General features: G+C 56.3%; 11 protein-coding genes. 6 read left to right on the top strand and 5 right to left on the bottom strand.

From position 1 onward, the window contains the following. Nucleotides 1-24: 24 nt before the first annotated feature. The 3 genes from MWU61_RS14475 to truA all read right to left on the bottom strand — a co-directional run bounded on the left by MWU61_RS14475 (nucleotide 25) and on the right by truA (nucleotide 7485). Nucleotides 25-4785 (bottom strand): translocation/assembly module TamB domain-containing protein, encoded by a 4761-nt coding sequence (locus tag MWU61_RS14475; protein WP_247129095.1) that lies wholly within the window; start codon nucleotides 4783-4785, stop codon nucleotides 25-27. Beyond that, nucleotides 4782-6578, bottom strand: a complete 1797-nt coding sequence (locus MWU61_RS14470; RefSeq protein WP_247129094.1) for an autotransporter assembly complex family protein — start codon at nucleotides 6576-6578, stop codon at nucleotides 4782-4784. Before MWU61_RS14470 ends, MWU61_RS14475 begins: the two co-directional genes overlap by 4 nt. Nucleotides 6579-6714: 136 nt before the next feature. Then, nucleotides 6715-7485, bottom strand: a complete 771-nt coding sequence (gene truA, locus MWU61_RS14465) for a tRNA pseudouridine(38-40) synthase TruA (protein ID WP_247129093.1) — start codon at nucleotides 7483-7485, stop codon at nucleotides 6715-6717. A gap of 98 nt (nucleotides 7486-7583) precedes the next feature. Here truA and MWU61_RS14460 point away from each other — a divergent pair, with 98 nt between their 5' ends. The 3 genes from MWU61_RS14460 to MWU61_RS14450 are packed head-to-tail and all read left to right on the top strand — an operon-like array spanning nucleotide 7584 to nucleotide 10425. Beyond that, nucleotides 7584-8996 carry a YcjX family protein gene (locus tag MWU61_RS14460; RefSeq protein WP_247129092.1) on the top strand — a complete coding sequence of 471 codons (1413 nt, stop codon included), beginning with the start codon at nucleotides 7584-7586 and terminating at the stop codon, nucleotides 8994-8996. After that, complete coding sequence (locus MWU61_RS14455) at nucleotides 8993-9421, top strand: GNAT family N-acetyltransferase (protein ID WP_247129091.1); 429 nt, start codon at nucleotides 8993-8995, stop codon at nucleotides 9419-9421. The genes MWU61_RS14460 and MWU61_RS14455 overlap by 4 nt, the downstream gene beginning before the upstream one ends. A gap of 2 nt (nucleotides 9422-9423) precedes the next feature. Continuing rightward, on the top strand, nucleotides 9424-10425 hold the full coding sequence (locus tag MWU61_RS14450; protein ID WP_247129090.1) for a TIGR01620 family protein: 1002 nt from the start codon (nucleotides 9424-9426) through the stop codon (nucleotides 10423-10425). Here MWU61_RS14450 and MWU61_RS14445 read toward each other — a convergent pair. Beyond that, nucleotides 10422-11414, bottom strand: coding sequence for a DUF2125 domain-containing protein (locus MWU61_RS14445; RefSeq protein ID WP_247129089.1), 993 nt, complete (start codon nucleotides 11412-11414; stop codon nucleotides 10422-10424). The genes MWU61_RS14450 and MWU61_RS14445 overlap by 4 nt on opposite strands. A gap of 64 nt (nucleotides 11415-11478) precedes the next feature. Here MWU61_RS14445 and MWU61_RS14440 point away from each other — a divergent pair, with 64 nt between their 5' ends. The 3 genes from MWU61_RS14440 (at nucleotide 11479) to MWU61_RS14430 (ending at nucleotide 15214) form a co-directional block, all read left to right on the top strand. Further along, nucleotides 11479-12009, top strand: a complete 531-nt coding sequence (locus MWU61_RS14440; RefSeq protein WP_247129088.1) for a gamma-glutamylcyclotransferase — start codon at nucleotides 11479-11481, stop codon at nucleotides 12007-12009. Between the two features lie 80 nt (nucleotides 12010-12089). After that, nucleotides 12090-13253, top strand: a complete 1164-nt coding sequence (locus MWU61_RS14435; protein ID WP_247129172.1) for a biopolymer transporter ExbB — start codon at nucleotides 12090-12092, stop codon at nucleotides 13251-13253. Between the two features lie 2 nt (nucleotides 13254-13255). Further along, a complete protein-coding gene (locus MWU61_RS14430) occupies nucleotides 13256-15214 on the top strand; it encodes a peptidoglycan -binding protein (RefSeq protein WP_247129087.1) in 1959 nt (652 codons plus the stop codon). Here the strand turns inward: MWU61_RS14430 and MWU61_RS14425 are convergent. Further along, entirely contained in the window at nucleotides 15211-16161 is a 951-nt protein-coding gene (locus tag MWU61_RS14425) for a M23 family metallopeptidase (RefSeq protein WP_247129086.1), read from the bottom strand. The genes MWU61_RS14430 and MWU61_RS14425 overlap by 4 nt on opposite strands. Nucleotides 16162-16174: the final 13 nt, after the last annotated feature.

Below are 16174 nucleotides of genomic sequence, written 5' to 3'. Positions count from 1 at the left end.
CTGCGGCGGGCGATACGTTTGTATTTAGTAGTCACGCTCAAAGAAAATCCCGATACTTGTCTCACCGTCCGCATCGACCGTACCTTTGGCGGTGATTTCGTCGGTGATATCGAGGTTCAGGTTAATCTCGGTCTCGCCTTCGGAATTGATCGTCACGTCTGTATAGACGTTCTCGGACAGATATGCGCCCGCGCGCACCGCGGCGTTGCCGTCTTCATCGGTCGTTACATCAAAGTCATCCAGACCCAGTTCCTGCCGGAACCCGTCGATCAAACCGCCGCCGCCGCGTCCTGCCAATGTACCGACCGCAGCCGCCAATTGAACGGCCTGTAAGGGGCTGATTTCGGACAGGTTGCGGCCAAAGATTAGCTGCGAAAGGACTTCGTCCTGCGGCAATTGCGGGGTCGATTCAAAGCTGACTTCGGGGGCGTCAGCCGGACCTTCAACGATGATCCTGATTTGCGTGCCAGTCTGCGCCTCTGTTTCTGCGACAAGACGGATATAGGGCGAAAAGTCACCTTGCAATGACGCGACACCTTCTGCCAGTTCGAACCGCTGCTGCAGAATGTCCAACCGACCGCGTATCAATGAAAATTGGCCCACAGGCACGATGTTCGCGGTCGTTCCGCCAAGCGTGAGGCTGCCGCCCAATTCCGCATCAAGACCACGACCACGGATAAAGATACGCGATGGCGCGTTTACTGTAATATCCAGCGGGAAGGCGGTGCCGGAGGTTTCGGACTGCGTGGTTTCTTCTGGCAGTGTCACGCCCGCTTTGTCCAACGTGCGTTGCACGCGACCGTTTTGCCCGATGTGAACCACATCCGGCAGGTCGCCAAGTGATCCAACGCCCGACGATGGTACCTGCACATCTGTCTGACCAAGCGTCAGTGTACCGGCGATGTTCGCACCACCGCTGAGCGGGCCGCGGATCGCAACTTGGCCATCTATGCTGGTTTCATAAAGTTCGGGATCGCTGACGACCACGTCGTTCAAATTTGCGGTGACATCTGCTTGCATGCTGCCCGTCAGTCCGATTGGTCCGGACACTGCGATGTTGCCGCCTGTTGGCACGTTGCCAGTGATAGAAAGCTGGGCTGTCCCGTTGGATAGGCCGATGTTGCCGGAAATATCTTCAAGGGCTTGTGCGAATGTCGGCGCGGACAGCCTTGCGTCGTTGATTGAAACGCGACCTGACACGGCTTCAAGCGATGCAGGCCCGTTGATGGATAGGTCAAGCGTCGCAGTCCCATTGACGCTACGCGGAGCGATAGCCTCGTTTGCCAAAGCCAACGGCACAACCCCGTCTACGTCGATGTTCAGATCACCACCGGAGGCCACAGTGCCATCTGCACGTGCGGTGATCCCACCCGGACCTGTGCCATCAATGTTCAAACCAATGGTCCCGTTTGATGCCACCGAAGCGGTGCCGGTGGCTGTCACAGGACCGCTGAGTTGATCCGTAAAGATGCCAATGTCACGCAGCTGCGCGTCAAACTGCCCAGTGCTGTTCCCATTATCGTTCGCGTCCAGATTTCCGTTCACAGTGACGTTGTTGGTACTGGCGGCCAGGTTGCTGATCCGGATGCCGTTGCTGGTCCGCGCGGCCGTAAGATCAAGCGACCCCGCGCCGCGCAGCAATAGGTCAGCGGTCGGATTGCCGATGGCAAGATCGCGGGTTGCGACGTCGATGTCGGCGGAAAATGCGCTGAGATCCGGCAGAACCGAACCGACAACAGTCGCATTTACTCCACCCGACACAGGCTGACCAATCAGCGGACGATAGGCCGACAAATCATTGATGGCGGCCTGTAGCGCGCCACTGATTTCGTTGGTTTCTGCTGCGATGGTGACGTCCGCGTTGATATCGGCACCTGGGGCTGTGACGTCCGCGTCGACGGTCCAGTCGCCGTTCGCGGACTGGTCGGCTTGCCCCTTCGCTGTGGCTGGTCCGTTGATGCCGTCTGCGACAAGACCGATGTCCTGCAGGTTAAGATCAAAAGTGCCCGTTCCGCCTTGTTCGAGCTGTGACAATGTTGCGCTCAGATCGAAATGCGGGGTGCTGGCTTGCAGGGCAGGGATGGTGATTCCCACCGTATCGCGCCGTGCAATGCCTTGAACACGACCTTCGCCCGTCAGCAATGGGTCAACTTGGGTGACGCCGGTCTGCAAGTCGCGCGTTGCCACGTCGAGCGTTACATCAAGTTCGGAAAGATCGGGCAATAGCCGCCCTGAAATGTCCGCCGTTACCCCGCCGCTGACCGGCTGACCGATCAACGAACGGTAATCGCTGAGGTCATTCACCCGCGCTTGGATATTGCCGGAGATTGCGTTCGTTTCGGGCGCAATCGCAACATCGGCCGTCAAATTTACGCCAGGTGCCGTGGCGGACGCATCAACAATTGCCACCCCGTCGGTGTCGCGTGAAGCTGTCCCGATCGCCGTCAGTGGCCCTGATATTTCAGGTACAACAAGCCCCACGTCGGCAATCCGCAGGTTGAAATCCGCGTCGAGCGGGCCTTGGGTATCCACGGTCGCATCCGCATCCAGCGTGATCTGCGGCATGCGCAAAACAAGATCGCGGGCGCGGTATTGCGTTTCTGTGTTGCGTTCCAATCCGACCGAAACGGTGCCGCGACCAGCAAGCAGGGGATCAAATTGGTCGATACCAATGACCAGATCGTTTGTTGTTGCCGACAATTCGCCATTGAACCGCAGCCCTTCGGTCAACAGAACACCGGACAGCTGGGCGTCTATCGCCCCGTCCAACGGGCGGCCTGCCAGCGCAGCATAGGTGTCCAAGTCAGCGATATCTGCCGCGACATTTGCGAGTACGTTGTATCCCGTTTCGAGAGGTTGTGCGTTGCCTTTCGCCTGCAAGGTGACATCTGGACCGTCGCCGGTGATATCAAAGGTCACAACCTTTTCAGCGTCTTGGGACACCGTACCGCCAAGCGTGACCGGCCCTGAAAGGCTTGGTTCGACCAAGCTGATGTCTGCTATTTGGGCTTGGAAACGCGCGTCGCTCCCGTCAGAGGTCAGATCAGCATCCGCCGTAATCTGCGCCGCGGCGGTTGTGATTTCGAAGGTTTCCAATCGCGTACCGTCTGGGTCCCGTACAAAGGCGACGGAAATATCGCCGTCACCAGCCAGCAGCGGATCGGCCTGTGGCACGTCAACGGCGAGGTCGGTCGTGGTGCCTGCAGCAGTGATGTCGTAAAGGTCGTTCAGCAAATCGACGTCCGCGTTGATATCGACGTTAGCAGCACCGCCGAGATCGCGTCCCGCAAGTGTCGAAAATCGCCCCAAAGCGGACACGCGCAACGCTGATGTGGCGGTGATACGAATGGCTTCGCTTGATGTGCCGATCTGCGCGTTTGCGTCGGCTTCCAACCCAGGACCGCGAAGGGTGAGTTCTTCGATAATGAACGGTTCGTCCTCGACCTTGTTTGCCAAGATCGTGCCCGTGACCGCGTCGCCAAAGGCCTGCGCCGTGCCGGGATCATCCAATTCTAAGCCGCTGGCCGCATATGTGAAATCGGCCGTGACGCGACCCGTTTGGTCAGCCCCTTCACCAGCCTGCAAAATGCCGCCGCCGGATAGGTCAATTTCCGAAATATACAATCCAGGGCGATCGTAGCCATTGATGACGAAGGACGCCGTCCAATCGTCGGAAACCGCTTGATCGTATTGCACATTCAGCGACACGTCGTCGACAAATGTCTTCGGACCAGCAAGCGGCAACAGAACAACATCGCCTGTCGGGTCGTTGATCTGCCCCCTTAGGTTTAAACGTTCAGGCCAGCCTTCGGCACCGATCAATGCACCACCAGTCAACTGCAATCGTTGGGCTGTGAGATCAAGATCGCTGAGATCAAACCGCCCGTCGGGTAACTGGCGACCTGCAGCGACAAGATCGACATCGTCGCCGAAGAAGTCATGGTAATCGCCTTCCAGCAACGGTGTCAGATCGCCGCCGATGTTCAGTTGAAACGCTTGATTGTCGTCGATTGTCTCGAGCGCGAATTGGCCCGCAATCCGGTCCACGCCATCGGTCGCTAGTGCGATATCTGCAGCAAAACTGTCAAGGGGACCGTCGCCCGCGACGGTCAGCGCAAGTGCCGGTTGATCCGGAATATCAAGTTGTTTGGCCGCAATGCCACCTGCGGCTTCGCTTACGTCGAGGGTAAGATCGAGAATCGTTGTTTCGTTGCTGTAGCTTCCGTCGATGACAAAGCGCCCATCAGTTTCATCAAGGCGGATGGCGGTGACGTTGGCCGTGCCTTCACCACCTTCAAGCGTCGCACTTCCTGTGAGGCTGATGTTAACCGGTTCGCCAAGAAAACTTTCGCCCAGCTCGATCCGGTCGATCTGTAGGGTGCCAAGTTCGATACTGACGGGAAGTTCGGGCAAGGCGAAGGGTTGCGATTCCGCTGACGGAGTTGTCGTCTCGGATATCGGGGCGCGTGCCACGATAATTTTGACCGCGCTTAGTTGTTCGACCTCGATACGGCCACGCAGCAACGCGGACCGGTTCCAATCCAGAACAACGTCCTCAAGGGTGAGCCAGACGCCGTCTTCGTCCGAAATCGTTAATCGATCAATCGTAGCTTCTGAACTGAGCGCACCGCGAAAACCTGAGATATTTACGCTACGGCTGACCCCGGACAAGTTGTCTTCAATCAACGTGGTCAGGTAACTTTTATCTTCGTCTTCCTGCGTGGTCTGGGCGATGATCGGGGCAGGGGTTGTGACAAGCGCACATGTGATCAGAAGGTATCTCAAAATGATTGTCCAATGCCGATATAAACTTCTACGCGTTCGCCTGCGTTACCGCCGGTTGTGGGGGTGGCAATATCCAACCGGATCGGGCCGATGCCGGTGTCGTATCTGATGCCAAGACCCGCACCCGCGTGCCAACCCCCGTCACCGAATGGATCAGAGGTTTCGCCAACAAATCCCACGTCATAAAAGCCAACAACGCCAATGGTACCCGTGACACCGTAGCGGGCTTCCAATTGTGCGCCAGCAAAGGACAATCCACCGCGACCGACAGTTTCACCATCAATCACAGTGTCGATCCCAAGTACGTTGTACGGTTGTCCGCGCACGGTGCCGCCGCCGCCAGAAAAGAACAGGAAGTCTGCAGGCGCATCTTCCGCATCGGCGCCTAGTACGGAGCCAATTTGGCTGCGGGCGGCCAATGTGAACCGATCTTCTTCGCCAAAGCTGCGATATCCACGTGTGTCAGCAAAAAGCCGTGCGCCATTGTCCGCGCCATCGATGCTAAGAAACGGGGTCGCATCAATGTCGATGTAGTAACCGTTGTTGGCGTTTGTTGCATCGTCACGGCGATCAAGCGTCGCGCCTAACGGCGCTGTCAGCAACGTAAATTCGCGCACACCCGCTTCTGTTTCTTCGCGGGCTGTGATCAGCCCGAAACCGCCCGATATCTCAAGATCTTCGCGGGTCAATCGGGTCAGCGTGGCTTCCACAGCGGCTTGATCCAGAATGTAATCGGGTTCGTCTTCGCGGCTGATTTCAGCAGAAATCAGAAAGTCTGTATCGGGGCCGTAAACCGCTGGACGTTTCAAACTTGCATTCAGCCTGTAATCGACGCCCCCCGTTTCGCCGCCAATGCCGGATACATCAGCGCCCACGCGAAACTGTTCCGCGCCGCCGAAATAGTTCCGGTGAAGCCAATAGGCCGACGTTCCCAGCCCTTCGATTGACGACAGTTCAACGCCAAAGCCAAAACGCCGTGGCTTGGCCTCTGCGACTTGGGCGGTGATCGGCAACACATCACCGGCTGCGATGTTTTCAGCTTCGACCAAGGCAACACTATCGAAGGCACCGGTGTCGCGCAGTCGCCGTTCCGCCTTTGTCAGGTCGTCGGGTGAATACACCGATCCCGTCGGCAGGCCGGCGATTGCGACAATACGATCTGTTCGCACAGCGGTATTCCCGCTGACAATTAGATCGCCAAAGGTCAATTGCGGTCCAGTTGCGATGGTCACATTCACATCCAACGTTTCGTCGCGGTGGCGTGCTGTGATCCGCTGACCATCAGCGCCTGCTTTGGCATAACCTGCGTCTTGCCAAGCTGTTACAACAGCGCTGACGGCGCTTCGGATCACGTCGGTGCTGGCACCTGATCCGGTGGCAAATCCCGCGGGCAGAACAGCGGTGGACGGTGCTGGGCCTACAACGGCTTCCCCGAATTGAAACTTCGGACCTGGGGTGACGGAAATTGCGATGGAATTGATCGTTTGTGGGGCATCAAGTGCGGGAATGCCAGCCGCTTCGCGTCCGTTAACCAGAATGCCGATTTCGCCGCCATAATATCCCGCAGAATAAAGCGCCGTCAGGATGCGTCGGTAGTCGGCGCGCGCGGCGGCAACGAGGTCTTGCGCTTGCGTGGTTTCTTCGCCTTTTAAAGCCAGAACCAACGACGCGGACCGCAATTCGCCTCTGAGTGTGTCGCTTGCATCACCTGCGTCGAATGTGATGTCCTGCGCCACCGCAGGAAGCGCGAAGAGGCCCAGAAGACCTGTTGCCGTTGCGAAGGAAAATCTCATAGCCGCCCCAATAGTTCGTCGAACAGCCCTTTGGGCGTCGATTAGTTCCTTGAACATTAGACTGTAGCGTCGCGCGGGAAAATGCGTGTTTTGATATTCTGGCGATAACTTGCGCTGTTTTCGATCACTTTTGCGGTTAATTCGCGAACGGGTCATCCGGATAAACCACATGGGCCAAATAAAGGCCCTGTGGTGGGCAGACGGGGCCGCAAGCCGACCGGTCTTTTGCAGCAAGCGCTTTGGCCACATCTTCCGGAACCCAAGCGCCCGTTCCAACACGTTCAAGGGTCCCGACAAAACTGCGCACTTGGTTATGCAGAAATGATCGGGCGCGGACGTCAAAGCGGTACTCGATGCCTTCGGGTTGCACGATGCGCGCGACGTCAAGACGGTCTAGAGTCTTAACCGGACTTGCCGCCTGGCACATCGTTGACCGGAAAGTCGTGAAATCATGTTCACCAAGCAAAGCTGCGGCACCTGCCTGCATCGCATCAAGGTCAAGGTCATGATTAACCCGCCAGAATTGCCCATGGCCAAATGTCAGCGGCGCCCTGCGGGCCATGATGCGAAAGATGTAATGGCGGGCCACGGCAGAAAAACGAGCGTGAAACGCATCGTCAACGCGGGCACATGCAACGATCGCAACGGGATCCGGCTTGAGATGGTAATTAAGCGCTTCTGACAGGCGGAACGGATCCCAGTCTTTTTGCAGATCGCAATGGGCAACTTGCCCCCAACCGTGCACGCCCGCGTCTGTGCGACCCGCGGCTGCGATCGTATGCGCACCCGGTTCCAGTTTGGCCAATGCGGTTTCAATCGCGCTTTGCACGGACGGTTGATCCGCTTGCCGCTGCCATCCTGCGAATGGCGCACCATCATATTCGATTTTTAAAGCAAAACGACCCATAGCGACCGATTAGGGGGAGCAACGGATGAAATCAATCCCTACCCAAGACAACGCGCTGCCCTTATCTATGGGGTAAGACACGCCAAAAGGGGACGAAATTGGTACTTGCCGCAATTGCAGACCAGATCACGCGCAGCGTCGATTTGGTAACGGACACCTTAACCGCCCCTTTTTCTGAACCGGTCATCCGCCTTGGCGTAACCGGACTAAGTCGCGCTGGCAAAACCGTGTTTATTACGTCGCTGGTGGCAAACCTGATGGATCGGGGGCGAATGCCGCAAATGCGTGCGGCGGCGGACGGGGCGATCCGCACGGCTTATTTGCAACCGCAACCGGACGATACGTTACCGCGTTTCGAATTCGAAGATCACCTGCGACGCTTGACGTCTCCGACCCCGAGTTGGCCTGATGGAACACGACATATTTCCGAACTGCGCCTATCTTTGCGCGTCCAGCCAACGGGATTGTTGTCGGGTCTGTCGGGGCCGCGAACCGTTCATCTTGATATCGTTGATTATCCGGGTGAATGGCTGCTTGATCTGGGATTGCTGGATATCAGTTTTGCGGAATGGTCGAAGGGGGCAATCGCACGTGCGGCTGGACGACCGGGCGGCGATGAATTTTTGGAAACGCTAGGCGCGATTGATGCCACGGCAAAGCTGGACGAGACGCAGGCACAGGCGTTGGCCACATCATATACGGCGCATCTGAATGCATCGCGCGAGGCGGGTTTTTCTGACTGTACACCCGGTCGTTTTCTGCTGCCCGGTGACCTTGCTGGGTCGCCCGTGCTGACTTTTGCGCCATTACCGACTGGGAGTTGGTCGCGAGGGTCACTGGGGCGTGAATTGGAACGCAGATTCGAAAGTTACAAACGCAATATCGTTAAACCGTTCTTTCGGGACCATTTTTCAAAGATTGACCGACAGGTCGTCTTGATTGATGTTTTAGGTGCAATCCACGCTGGTCCACCTGCCGTTGCTGACCTAAAACAGGCGATGGCGGACATTTTAGGGGCGTTCCGTCCTGGACGAAATGCCTTCCTCACGCGTATCTTTCAGGGACGTCAGGTTGAAAAAATACTATTCGCGGCGACCAAAGCAGATCATCTGCATCACACTCAGCATCCTCAATTGACCGCGATCACAGAGGCATTGCTGCGCGAAGCGCGAGACAAAGCAAGATTTGCGGGTGCGCAAACAGCTGCCATGTCAATTGCGTCCTTGCGTACGACGGTTGAACAAACGGTAGAACATCGCGATGGCCCTTTGAACGTGGTTCAGGGGCAATTGTTGGGATCTGGAAAACAGGCGGCGTTTTACCCCGGTGATTTGCCATCAGACCCGTCACATCTGTTGGCCCCTGCGGAAGAGGGGGCGCAGGCTTGGCTTGATGCGGACTATCAAGTGATGAATTTTGCACCGGCCCCGCTGACATTGCGTCCAGGGGATGGGCCGCCGCATATTCGTCTTGATCGGGCCGCAGAATTCTTGTTCGGGGATCGTCTATGATCAGGCCCGCCGATATTTCGGATGCGGCGGTGATGGCTGAGGTGTTGAGCGGCTGGATCGATGCGACTCCTTGGATGCCGCGGATCCATACGCGTGCTGAAGATTTTGCTTTCTGCCAAAAACTAATCAACACGCGCGAAGTTTGGGTTGCAGACAGTCAAGATGGTTTCGGATTTCTGGCGCGACAGGCAGATAGCATCGACGCGTTGTATTTGGCACCCGAATTGCGGCGAAAAGGGTGGGGGACAGCGTTGTTGGATGCCGTGAAACAGGATCGCGAACAACTTACGCTTTGGACTTTTCAAGCCAGCAAGAACGCGATTGCGTTTTACGAGGCGAACAAATTTCACATTTCCGACCTGACGGACGGACAGGGCAATGAAGAAAAATTGCCAGACGCCTTCATGACGTGGACAAAGGATTGACCATGAGCAGCATAAAGAATCGCGGTCCAGTCTTGATTGATCTCGATAGCAAGAACGCAACTAACCCAGCGGATGCTGTGCTTGTCATTGATCTGCCGAATGCCGCCGATGGGGCCGCGATGCAGCAAGTCGCGGCACTTGCTACGCGCCGCCCGTCGCCCTTTGCAAAATGGTTTTGGTCATTTCTTTTGGCATTGCTGGGGTTTGTCGTTTCACTTGCTGCATGGGACTACGTCACTGGTTTGATTGCGCGTTCGCCGATCTTAGGTGGCATTGCAACGGCGCTGATCGCGGGATTTGTGCTGGTCCTTTTAGGAATGGCGATCAGAGAACTCGCCGCGTTCAGCCGTTTGCAACGTCTTGATGGTATTCACAAATCTGCGGCTCGCGCGATGACCACCAACGATCTGGCCGAGGCGCGCAATGCCGTGACCCAATTAAATCGCCTTTATGCGAGGCGCGATGATACCGCATGGGGGCGCGAACAATTGGCCGAACAACAACACGATATGTTGGATGCAGACGGGCTGCTTGGATTGGCAGAGAAGACAGTTCTTGATCCGCTGGATGCCCGCGCAACCCGCGAAATCGAAGCTGCAGCCCGTCAGGTCGCGACAGTGACTGCCCTTGTTCCACTGGCCTTGGCTGACGTTTTCACAGCATTGACGGCAAATCTACGCATGATCCGTCGCATCGCAGAGATCTATGGCGGCAGGTCCGGTACGATCGGTAGCTGGCGGTTGACGCGCACTGTTTTCACGCATCTGGTCGCAACAGGTGCCGTCGCAATTGGCGACGACATGATTGGATCTATCGCGGGCGGCGGTGTTCTGTCCAAGGTTTCGCGACGGTTCGGTGAGGGTGTGATCAATGGCGCGCTGACAGCGCGTGTTGGCGTCGCTGCGATGGAGGTTTGCCGCCCGTTGCCGTTTCATGCGACGTCGAAACCATCTGTCACAGCGTTGGGAAGGCGGGCGTTAAGCGGGCTGTTCGGAAGCGACTAGAACTTTGGCGATGGTCCCAATGGCAGCGGCCCCACGGACAGGTTTCCGTTCTGCACGGTGATCGGCAGAACCATCGTTTTCTCGCCTTGCGACAGGGTCTGTCCCATGGATTGCGCCATAAATTGATACTTCGCGGGCAACATGCCAGTTGATTGCACCACGTCCAGCAAACCCTGCCAATCGTTCAAAGTTAATGTAATCGTCCCGTCAGGCGTGCCCGTTTCGTCTACCGTAAAGCTGCCGTTGCCTGAAATTTCGAACGGCCCCCAGTTTATAGAAAACGCGCGCAGGTTCATGCCGCGCAATTGGCCAGGATCGCTTTGCCAAACCGGCAACGTGTGGCGGTCCAAAGCACGATCAAGCGCGATGCTTGCATCAAATGTGACGTTTGAAATGGTCTGAGGCAAACCACCTTCAATAGGCAGCTGTCCCAATATCAAGGACGGCCAGACGACGTCAGTTGCTGTGAAGTACGCATCATAAGTATATGGCGCAGCGCTACTTTCTCGGGCTGCGACAAGAAGGTCCGAAAGGGCTGAAAGCTGACCTTGGCCTAGTGAGAATGATAGCGATTGAGCCTCGGCTGAGACTTGGTCAAGCGACAATGACGTGTTCGCATTGGCACTTACGCTTGCCCGTAATCCGGCGCTTTCGATGAGGATTGGGAGGCCATCCACGGTGAGCGATTGTTCCGGTGGAAATGCAATGATCGCGTTATTCGGGCGATAAGACAGGGCGAGGACTTGCAACATTGATGCGGCATAGCTGGTCGATTGGTCCGGCGTCGTCACGTTCAGGTCGGTCACAGTTGTATCAAAACGGGACGGAAACCCTTTTGTGTTCAGCGTGTCATATGCGACGACCCAACCTTCATCGGTCATCTGCGTCAGTTGCGATTGCATCCCATTTTTCAAAGCGAAGGCCCCGGCAGCCCAATACCCACTGTAGATAAGTGCAATGATTGCCACAAAGTAAGTCAAACGCTTCATCAACGGCCCTTTCAATACTCGCCCAAGCAGTGTTTACAGGCGCGCAAGTAGAAGGACCAGCAACATGGCGTTTTGGGTATTTGGGTACGGGTCACTGTTGTGGAACCCGGGATTTGAACCGGCGGAAAAAGTACGTGCCACGTTGAAGGGCTACCATCGTTCTTTTTGTATGTTGTCGATACATCATCGCGGGACCGACGATGATCCAGGGCTGGTTTTGGCGTTGGACGAAGCGGACGCCACATGTACGGGATTGGCGCTGCGCGTTGATGATGAACATGCGGACGACGTGCTGGCATATCTGCGCGAAAGGGAACTTGTATCCTCGGCTTATCTGGAAAAACATGTGACATTACATGCAGATGATGGGCGCGAAATCGAAGCATTGGCCTACGTCATTAACCCCGGCCATGTCCAGTATTGTCAGTTCGATCTTGAGAAGCAGGCGCAGATTATCGCGAAAGCGGTTGGTGGTCGTGGTCCGAACACCGAATACCTTTACAACACTGCCGATCTGCTCGCCGAACTGAAAATTCCGGATAGCGATATGGATTGGCTTGTCACACGGGTCAGACAGATCGCGGAAACTGCATAAAATCGTTTGGTTTCCGTATGTATCCGACTATGCTGCCCCACAAAATATAGAGCAGTAGAGGCCACACGCCCGTGTCAGATATGACTGAACGCAAACCCACACCGCAGTTTTCGCAACCGGTTGGGCAGATCACAATTATGCTTATCGTGCTTGGCCTCGTCGGGGCTGGATTTTACGTCGGCCGCGGACCATTGCTTGCCATCTATTGGTCGAACCCCGTTCTGAATGGCGCAATCTTTGCGGTTTTCGTGATTGGTGTGGTGCTGTGTTTCCGGCAAGTCATCCAGTTGATGTATTCGGTGCAATGGATTGAAGGATTTGCTGCGGAACGCGCGGGCCATCATCTGACCACCGCCCCTTCATTGCTTGCACCACTGGCGACACTTTTGCGGTCACGCGGTGCGCGCACGCAATTGTCGTCATCTTCTGGGCGATCCATTTTGGAGTCGGTCGGGCAACGGATTGATGAAGTTCGCGAAATTACTCGATATATTGGTAATACCCTGATTTTTCTTGGTCTTTTGGGGACGTTTTACGGGCTTGCGACAACTGTTCCTGCATTGGTCGAAACGATCCGGTCCCTGTCGCCAGAAGAGGGCCAAAGTGGTGCGGACATTTTTGGGCGATTGCAGGCCGGACTGGAAAGCCAGCTCGGCGGTATGGGAACCGCGTTTTCGTCGTCTTTGTTGGGACTGGCTGGATCGTTGATCGTGGGCCTGTTGGAACTTTTCGCGACCCAAGGTCAGAATCGTTTTTATCAGGAACTGGAAGAATGGCTGTCGACGATCACGCGTCTGAGCGTGTCGGCAAATGATGATGGCGACACGTCTGGCAGCGGCGCACTTGCCGGCTTCATGGAACATCTTGCCGAGCAGGTCGAGACAATGGCGGTCGTGTTTTCGCAGTCCGATGCCAATCGGGCGATCATGGACGAAAGGCTGGATAAACTTTCGACGGCCGTCGAAACACTGGCCTACGGGCGCGAGGGCGGTAATGACCAGTCGGCACTGTTGCAGCGTATTGCAGAAGGACAGGAGCGTCTGATCGAACGGCTTGAAGACGGTGGTGTCGATGGATTGGACGCGGAAAGCCGGATGCGTCTGCGGTCCATTGATGTACAATTGCTGCGGGTTCTTGAAGAAATGTCCGCTGGTCGCCAAGAAACGATGGCTGACATTCGGGCGGATATCGCGGGACTTTCTCGCACAATTAAGGGCGCGCGTGGGCGTCCACCGGCGGAATAATCATGGCGTTGTCGCGGCGATCTACTGGACGCTTCCAGAACGCGATCTGGCCCGGTTTCGTGGATGCGATGACCGGCCTGTTGCTGGTTCTGATGTTCGTTCTGACGATCTTTATGGTGATCCAATTCGTTTTGCGTGAAACGATCACCGGACAAGAAAACCAATTGAACGACCTGACCAATGAAGTGGAAGCGCTTTCTTCTGCCCTTGGGTTAGAAGAAACAAGAAGCGCTGGTTTATCGTCCGATCTGGGCGTGGCGAATGCCGCGATTGAAGACCAAGCCAGTCAGATCATTTCACTGTTGTCAGAACGTGATGCGCAGGCAGAAGCGTTGACGGCTGCCGAAGGACAAATCACGTCGTTCGAGGCGCAGGTTGCAGGCCTATTGGCCGATCGGGACACGGCAAATGCGACAATCGCAGACTTGACCGATGAACGCGATGAGGCGATCGCAGAAATCGAAGGACTGCAGGCAGAACAAGACAGACTAGCGACGCAGGCTGATGCGTTAAACCTTGCGTTAGCACAGGCCCGATCGGAGATTGATGCGCAGGTGGAACAGGCGCGGCTTGCTGCGGCGCAGGCCGATGCGTTGCAATCGCTTGTGGATGATCTGGAAACAACTGCGGAAATTGATGCGGGTCGGATCGCGTCATTGGAGGCCGACAATGCGGAACAAACACAGCAATTGACCGCGTTGGAAGCGCAACAATTGGCGGAGGCCGCCGCCGCCGAAGCGTTACGTGAAAGATTGGCGAATGCGGATACCGAACTCACCGCTATGACACTGGCACTGGAAGAAAAGCGGCGTGAGGCGGAAGATACGCTGACGTTGCTCGCTGCCGCAGACGCAGCACGTGCTGACCTCGATACGGAATTGGCGGCGCTATTATTGGCTAAACAAGCCGTGGAAGCGCAGCTTGCGGATACCGCCGAAGCAGAAGTGACCGGAAACTTGGCGGTGGAAACGCTGCAGGATCAGTTGGCTCAGGCTATTACCGAGAACCAAACGTTGCAGGCGCAGATTGATGCGCTGACGCGATCACAGTCCCAATCTGAAGCGACCGAATCCGACCTTGCCGCGCAATTGGCGACGGCCTTGGCCGCTGCTCAGGCAGCGCGTGAAGAGGCGGAAAGCCAGACGACTGCCGCACTGTCGCAATCGGAAGAAAGCGCGCGGCAAGCGGCGTTGTTGGCCGCAGCGAACGATGCTTTGTCCAACGAACAGGCCTTGTCGGCAGAAAGCCAACGTCAAGTTGCATTGCTGAATGCGCAGATTACGCAGTTGCGCCAGCAGGTTGGTACGCTGCAAAGCCTGCTGAACCTCGCTGAAGAAGAAGACGTTGCCGCAAATGTCCAGATCGAAGCGCTTGGCACACAGTTGAACACCGCGCTTGCGCGTGTGGCGGCAGAAGAACGGCGCGCACGGGCCTTGGAAGAAGCGGAAGCAGATCGCCTTGCCTTGGAAGCGGCGCGCTTGTCTGTCGAGGCGCAAGACCTTGAACGGTTTAGGTCGGATTTCTTTGGCCAACTTCGCGAAGTGCTTGAGGGCCAAGATCGTGTTCGCATTGAAGGCGACCGTTTCGTCTTTTCATCCGAGGTGCTTTTCCAGCCCGGACGCGCGGAATTGTCGGATTTGGGGCGTGCTGAAATCGCCAATATCGCCAGCATTTTGCGCGATATCGCTGACGATATTCCAGATGGTATCGACTGGGTGATCCGCGTCGACGGGCACACGGACAATATTCCGCTTGGCGGAAATGGGCGGTATCGCGACAATTGGGAACTCAGTCAGGGCAGGGCGTTATCAGTTGTCCGCTATATGACTGATTTTCTGGGTATTCCGCCGAACCGTCTGGCTGCAAACGGTTTCGGCCAATTCCAACCCATTAATACGGATAACACGCCAGAGGCGCGGGCGCAAAATCGTCGCATTGAGCTGAAGCTGACCGAACGTTAACGGATGTCTACGGTCGTCGTAGCGGTGTCGATGATTGTTCCATCGCGCACCATTTGGATGTCACCAAGATAGTCGCCGAAGGGCCACCCAGACTGAGGTGCACGGCGCCCTGTCGCGCGGAAAAGCTGTGCTTGATTTCGTTCGAGAACAACAGTTTGGTTGATAATTTGATCGTTGGGACCGTCGATCTTTAGGATGATTTCGTCCCCGACCCGACCGCCAAAAACGTAGCCCCACACGACCAAATCGTCAGAAGACGACAATGTCGTCTCATGTGCTGTGCCGGCCTTAACGGCGCTATATTCGGGGACCCCGGCTGCAAAACCTGCAGTGATCAATCCGCCTGCTGGCGCATCAATTGCGTCTGACCACAATTTTGTTTCAGACGGTTCGCCGCAGGTGATCGCGCCATCGGGGTCGAATGGATCAATGACGTTGCCATTGTGACGAACGGACAAGTGGAGATGTGGGAACTGCGTTTGGCCGGAAAGACCGACCTGACCCAAGATGGTTCCGATCGCGACCCTGTCGCCAGTCCCCACCGCGACCGACCCATTGGCGAGGTGGCAGTATTGTGTTTCCCAGCCATCACCGTGGCTGACCACGACACCGTTTCCGCATTCTTTACCGGTTACGTCGGGCGCGTTTTCGGCCGTCTGCAATATATCCGCCATGCCATCACGCACACCGCGCACGGTCCCGGGAGCCGTTGCTACGACATTCACGCCCTCAGTTTGGGCCGCGAGTGAAGGCAGGGCGAAATCCGTGCCCTTGTGCCCGTCATAGGTCAGTAGTCCGCAGGCGAAATCGGATGCACCAGCCGTTGGATCATGGTCAACCGTTTGTTGAATATGACAGGTTTCGCCAAGCGTGCAATCAATCGGAAGCGCCAAAGGAATATCCCCCGCCGCAGATGTTGCGACGAGGGATACAAACGGTATTGCCATAATTGGCCGCACT

Source organism: Loktanella sp. F6476L (assembly GCF_023015725.1).
Lineage (GTDB): Bacteria > Pseudomonadota > Alphaproteobacteria > Rhodobacterales > Rhodobacteraceae > Yoonia.
The sequence above is the reverse complement of the archived record's forward strand: the minus strand, read 5'-3'. Positions and strand labels throughout refer to the sequence as shown.

Excerpts from the sequence above, each read along its gene's own strand:
- MWU61_RS14455 (WP_247129091.1), top strand. The coding sequence starts at position 8,993 with ATGATCAGGCCCGCCGATATTTCGGATGCGGCGGTGATGGCTGAGGTG.
- MWU61_RS14445 (WP_247129089.1), bottom strand. The coding sequence starts at position 11,414 with ATGAAGCGTTTGACTTACTTTGTGGCAATCATTGCACTTATCTACAGT.
- MWU61_RS14470 (WP_247129094.1), bottom strand. The coding sequence starts at position 6,578 with ATGAGATTTTCCTTCGCAACGGCAACAGGTCTTCTGGGCCTCTTCGCG.
- MWU61_RS14440 (WP_247129088.1), top strand. The coding sequence starts at position 11,479 with ATGGCGTTTTGGGTATTTGGGTACGGGTCACTGTTGTGGAACCCGGGA.
- truA (WP_247129093.1), bottom strand. The coding sequence starts at position 7,485 with ATGGGTCGTTTTGCTTTAAAAATCGAATATGATGGTGCGCCATTCGCA.
- MWU61_RS14430 (WP_247129087.1), top strand. The coding sequence starts at position 13,256 with ATGGCGTTGTCGCGGCGATCTACTGGACGCTTCCAGAACGCGATCTGG.
- MWU61_RS14435 (WP_247129172.1), top strand. The coding sequence starts at position 12,090 with ATGACTGAACGCAAACCCACACCGCAGTTTTCGCAACCGGTTGGGCAG.
- MWU61_RS14425 (WP_247129086.1), bottom strand. The coding sequence starts at position 16,161 with ATGGCAATACCGTTTGTATCCCTCGTCGCAACATCTGCGGCGGGGGAT.
- MWU61_RS14450 (WP_247129090.1), top strand. The coding sequence starts at position 9,424 with ATGAGCAGCATAAAGAATCGCGGTCCAGTCTTGATTGATCTCGATAGC.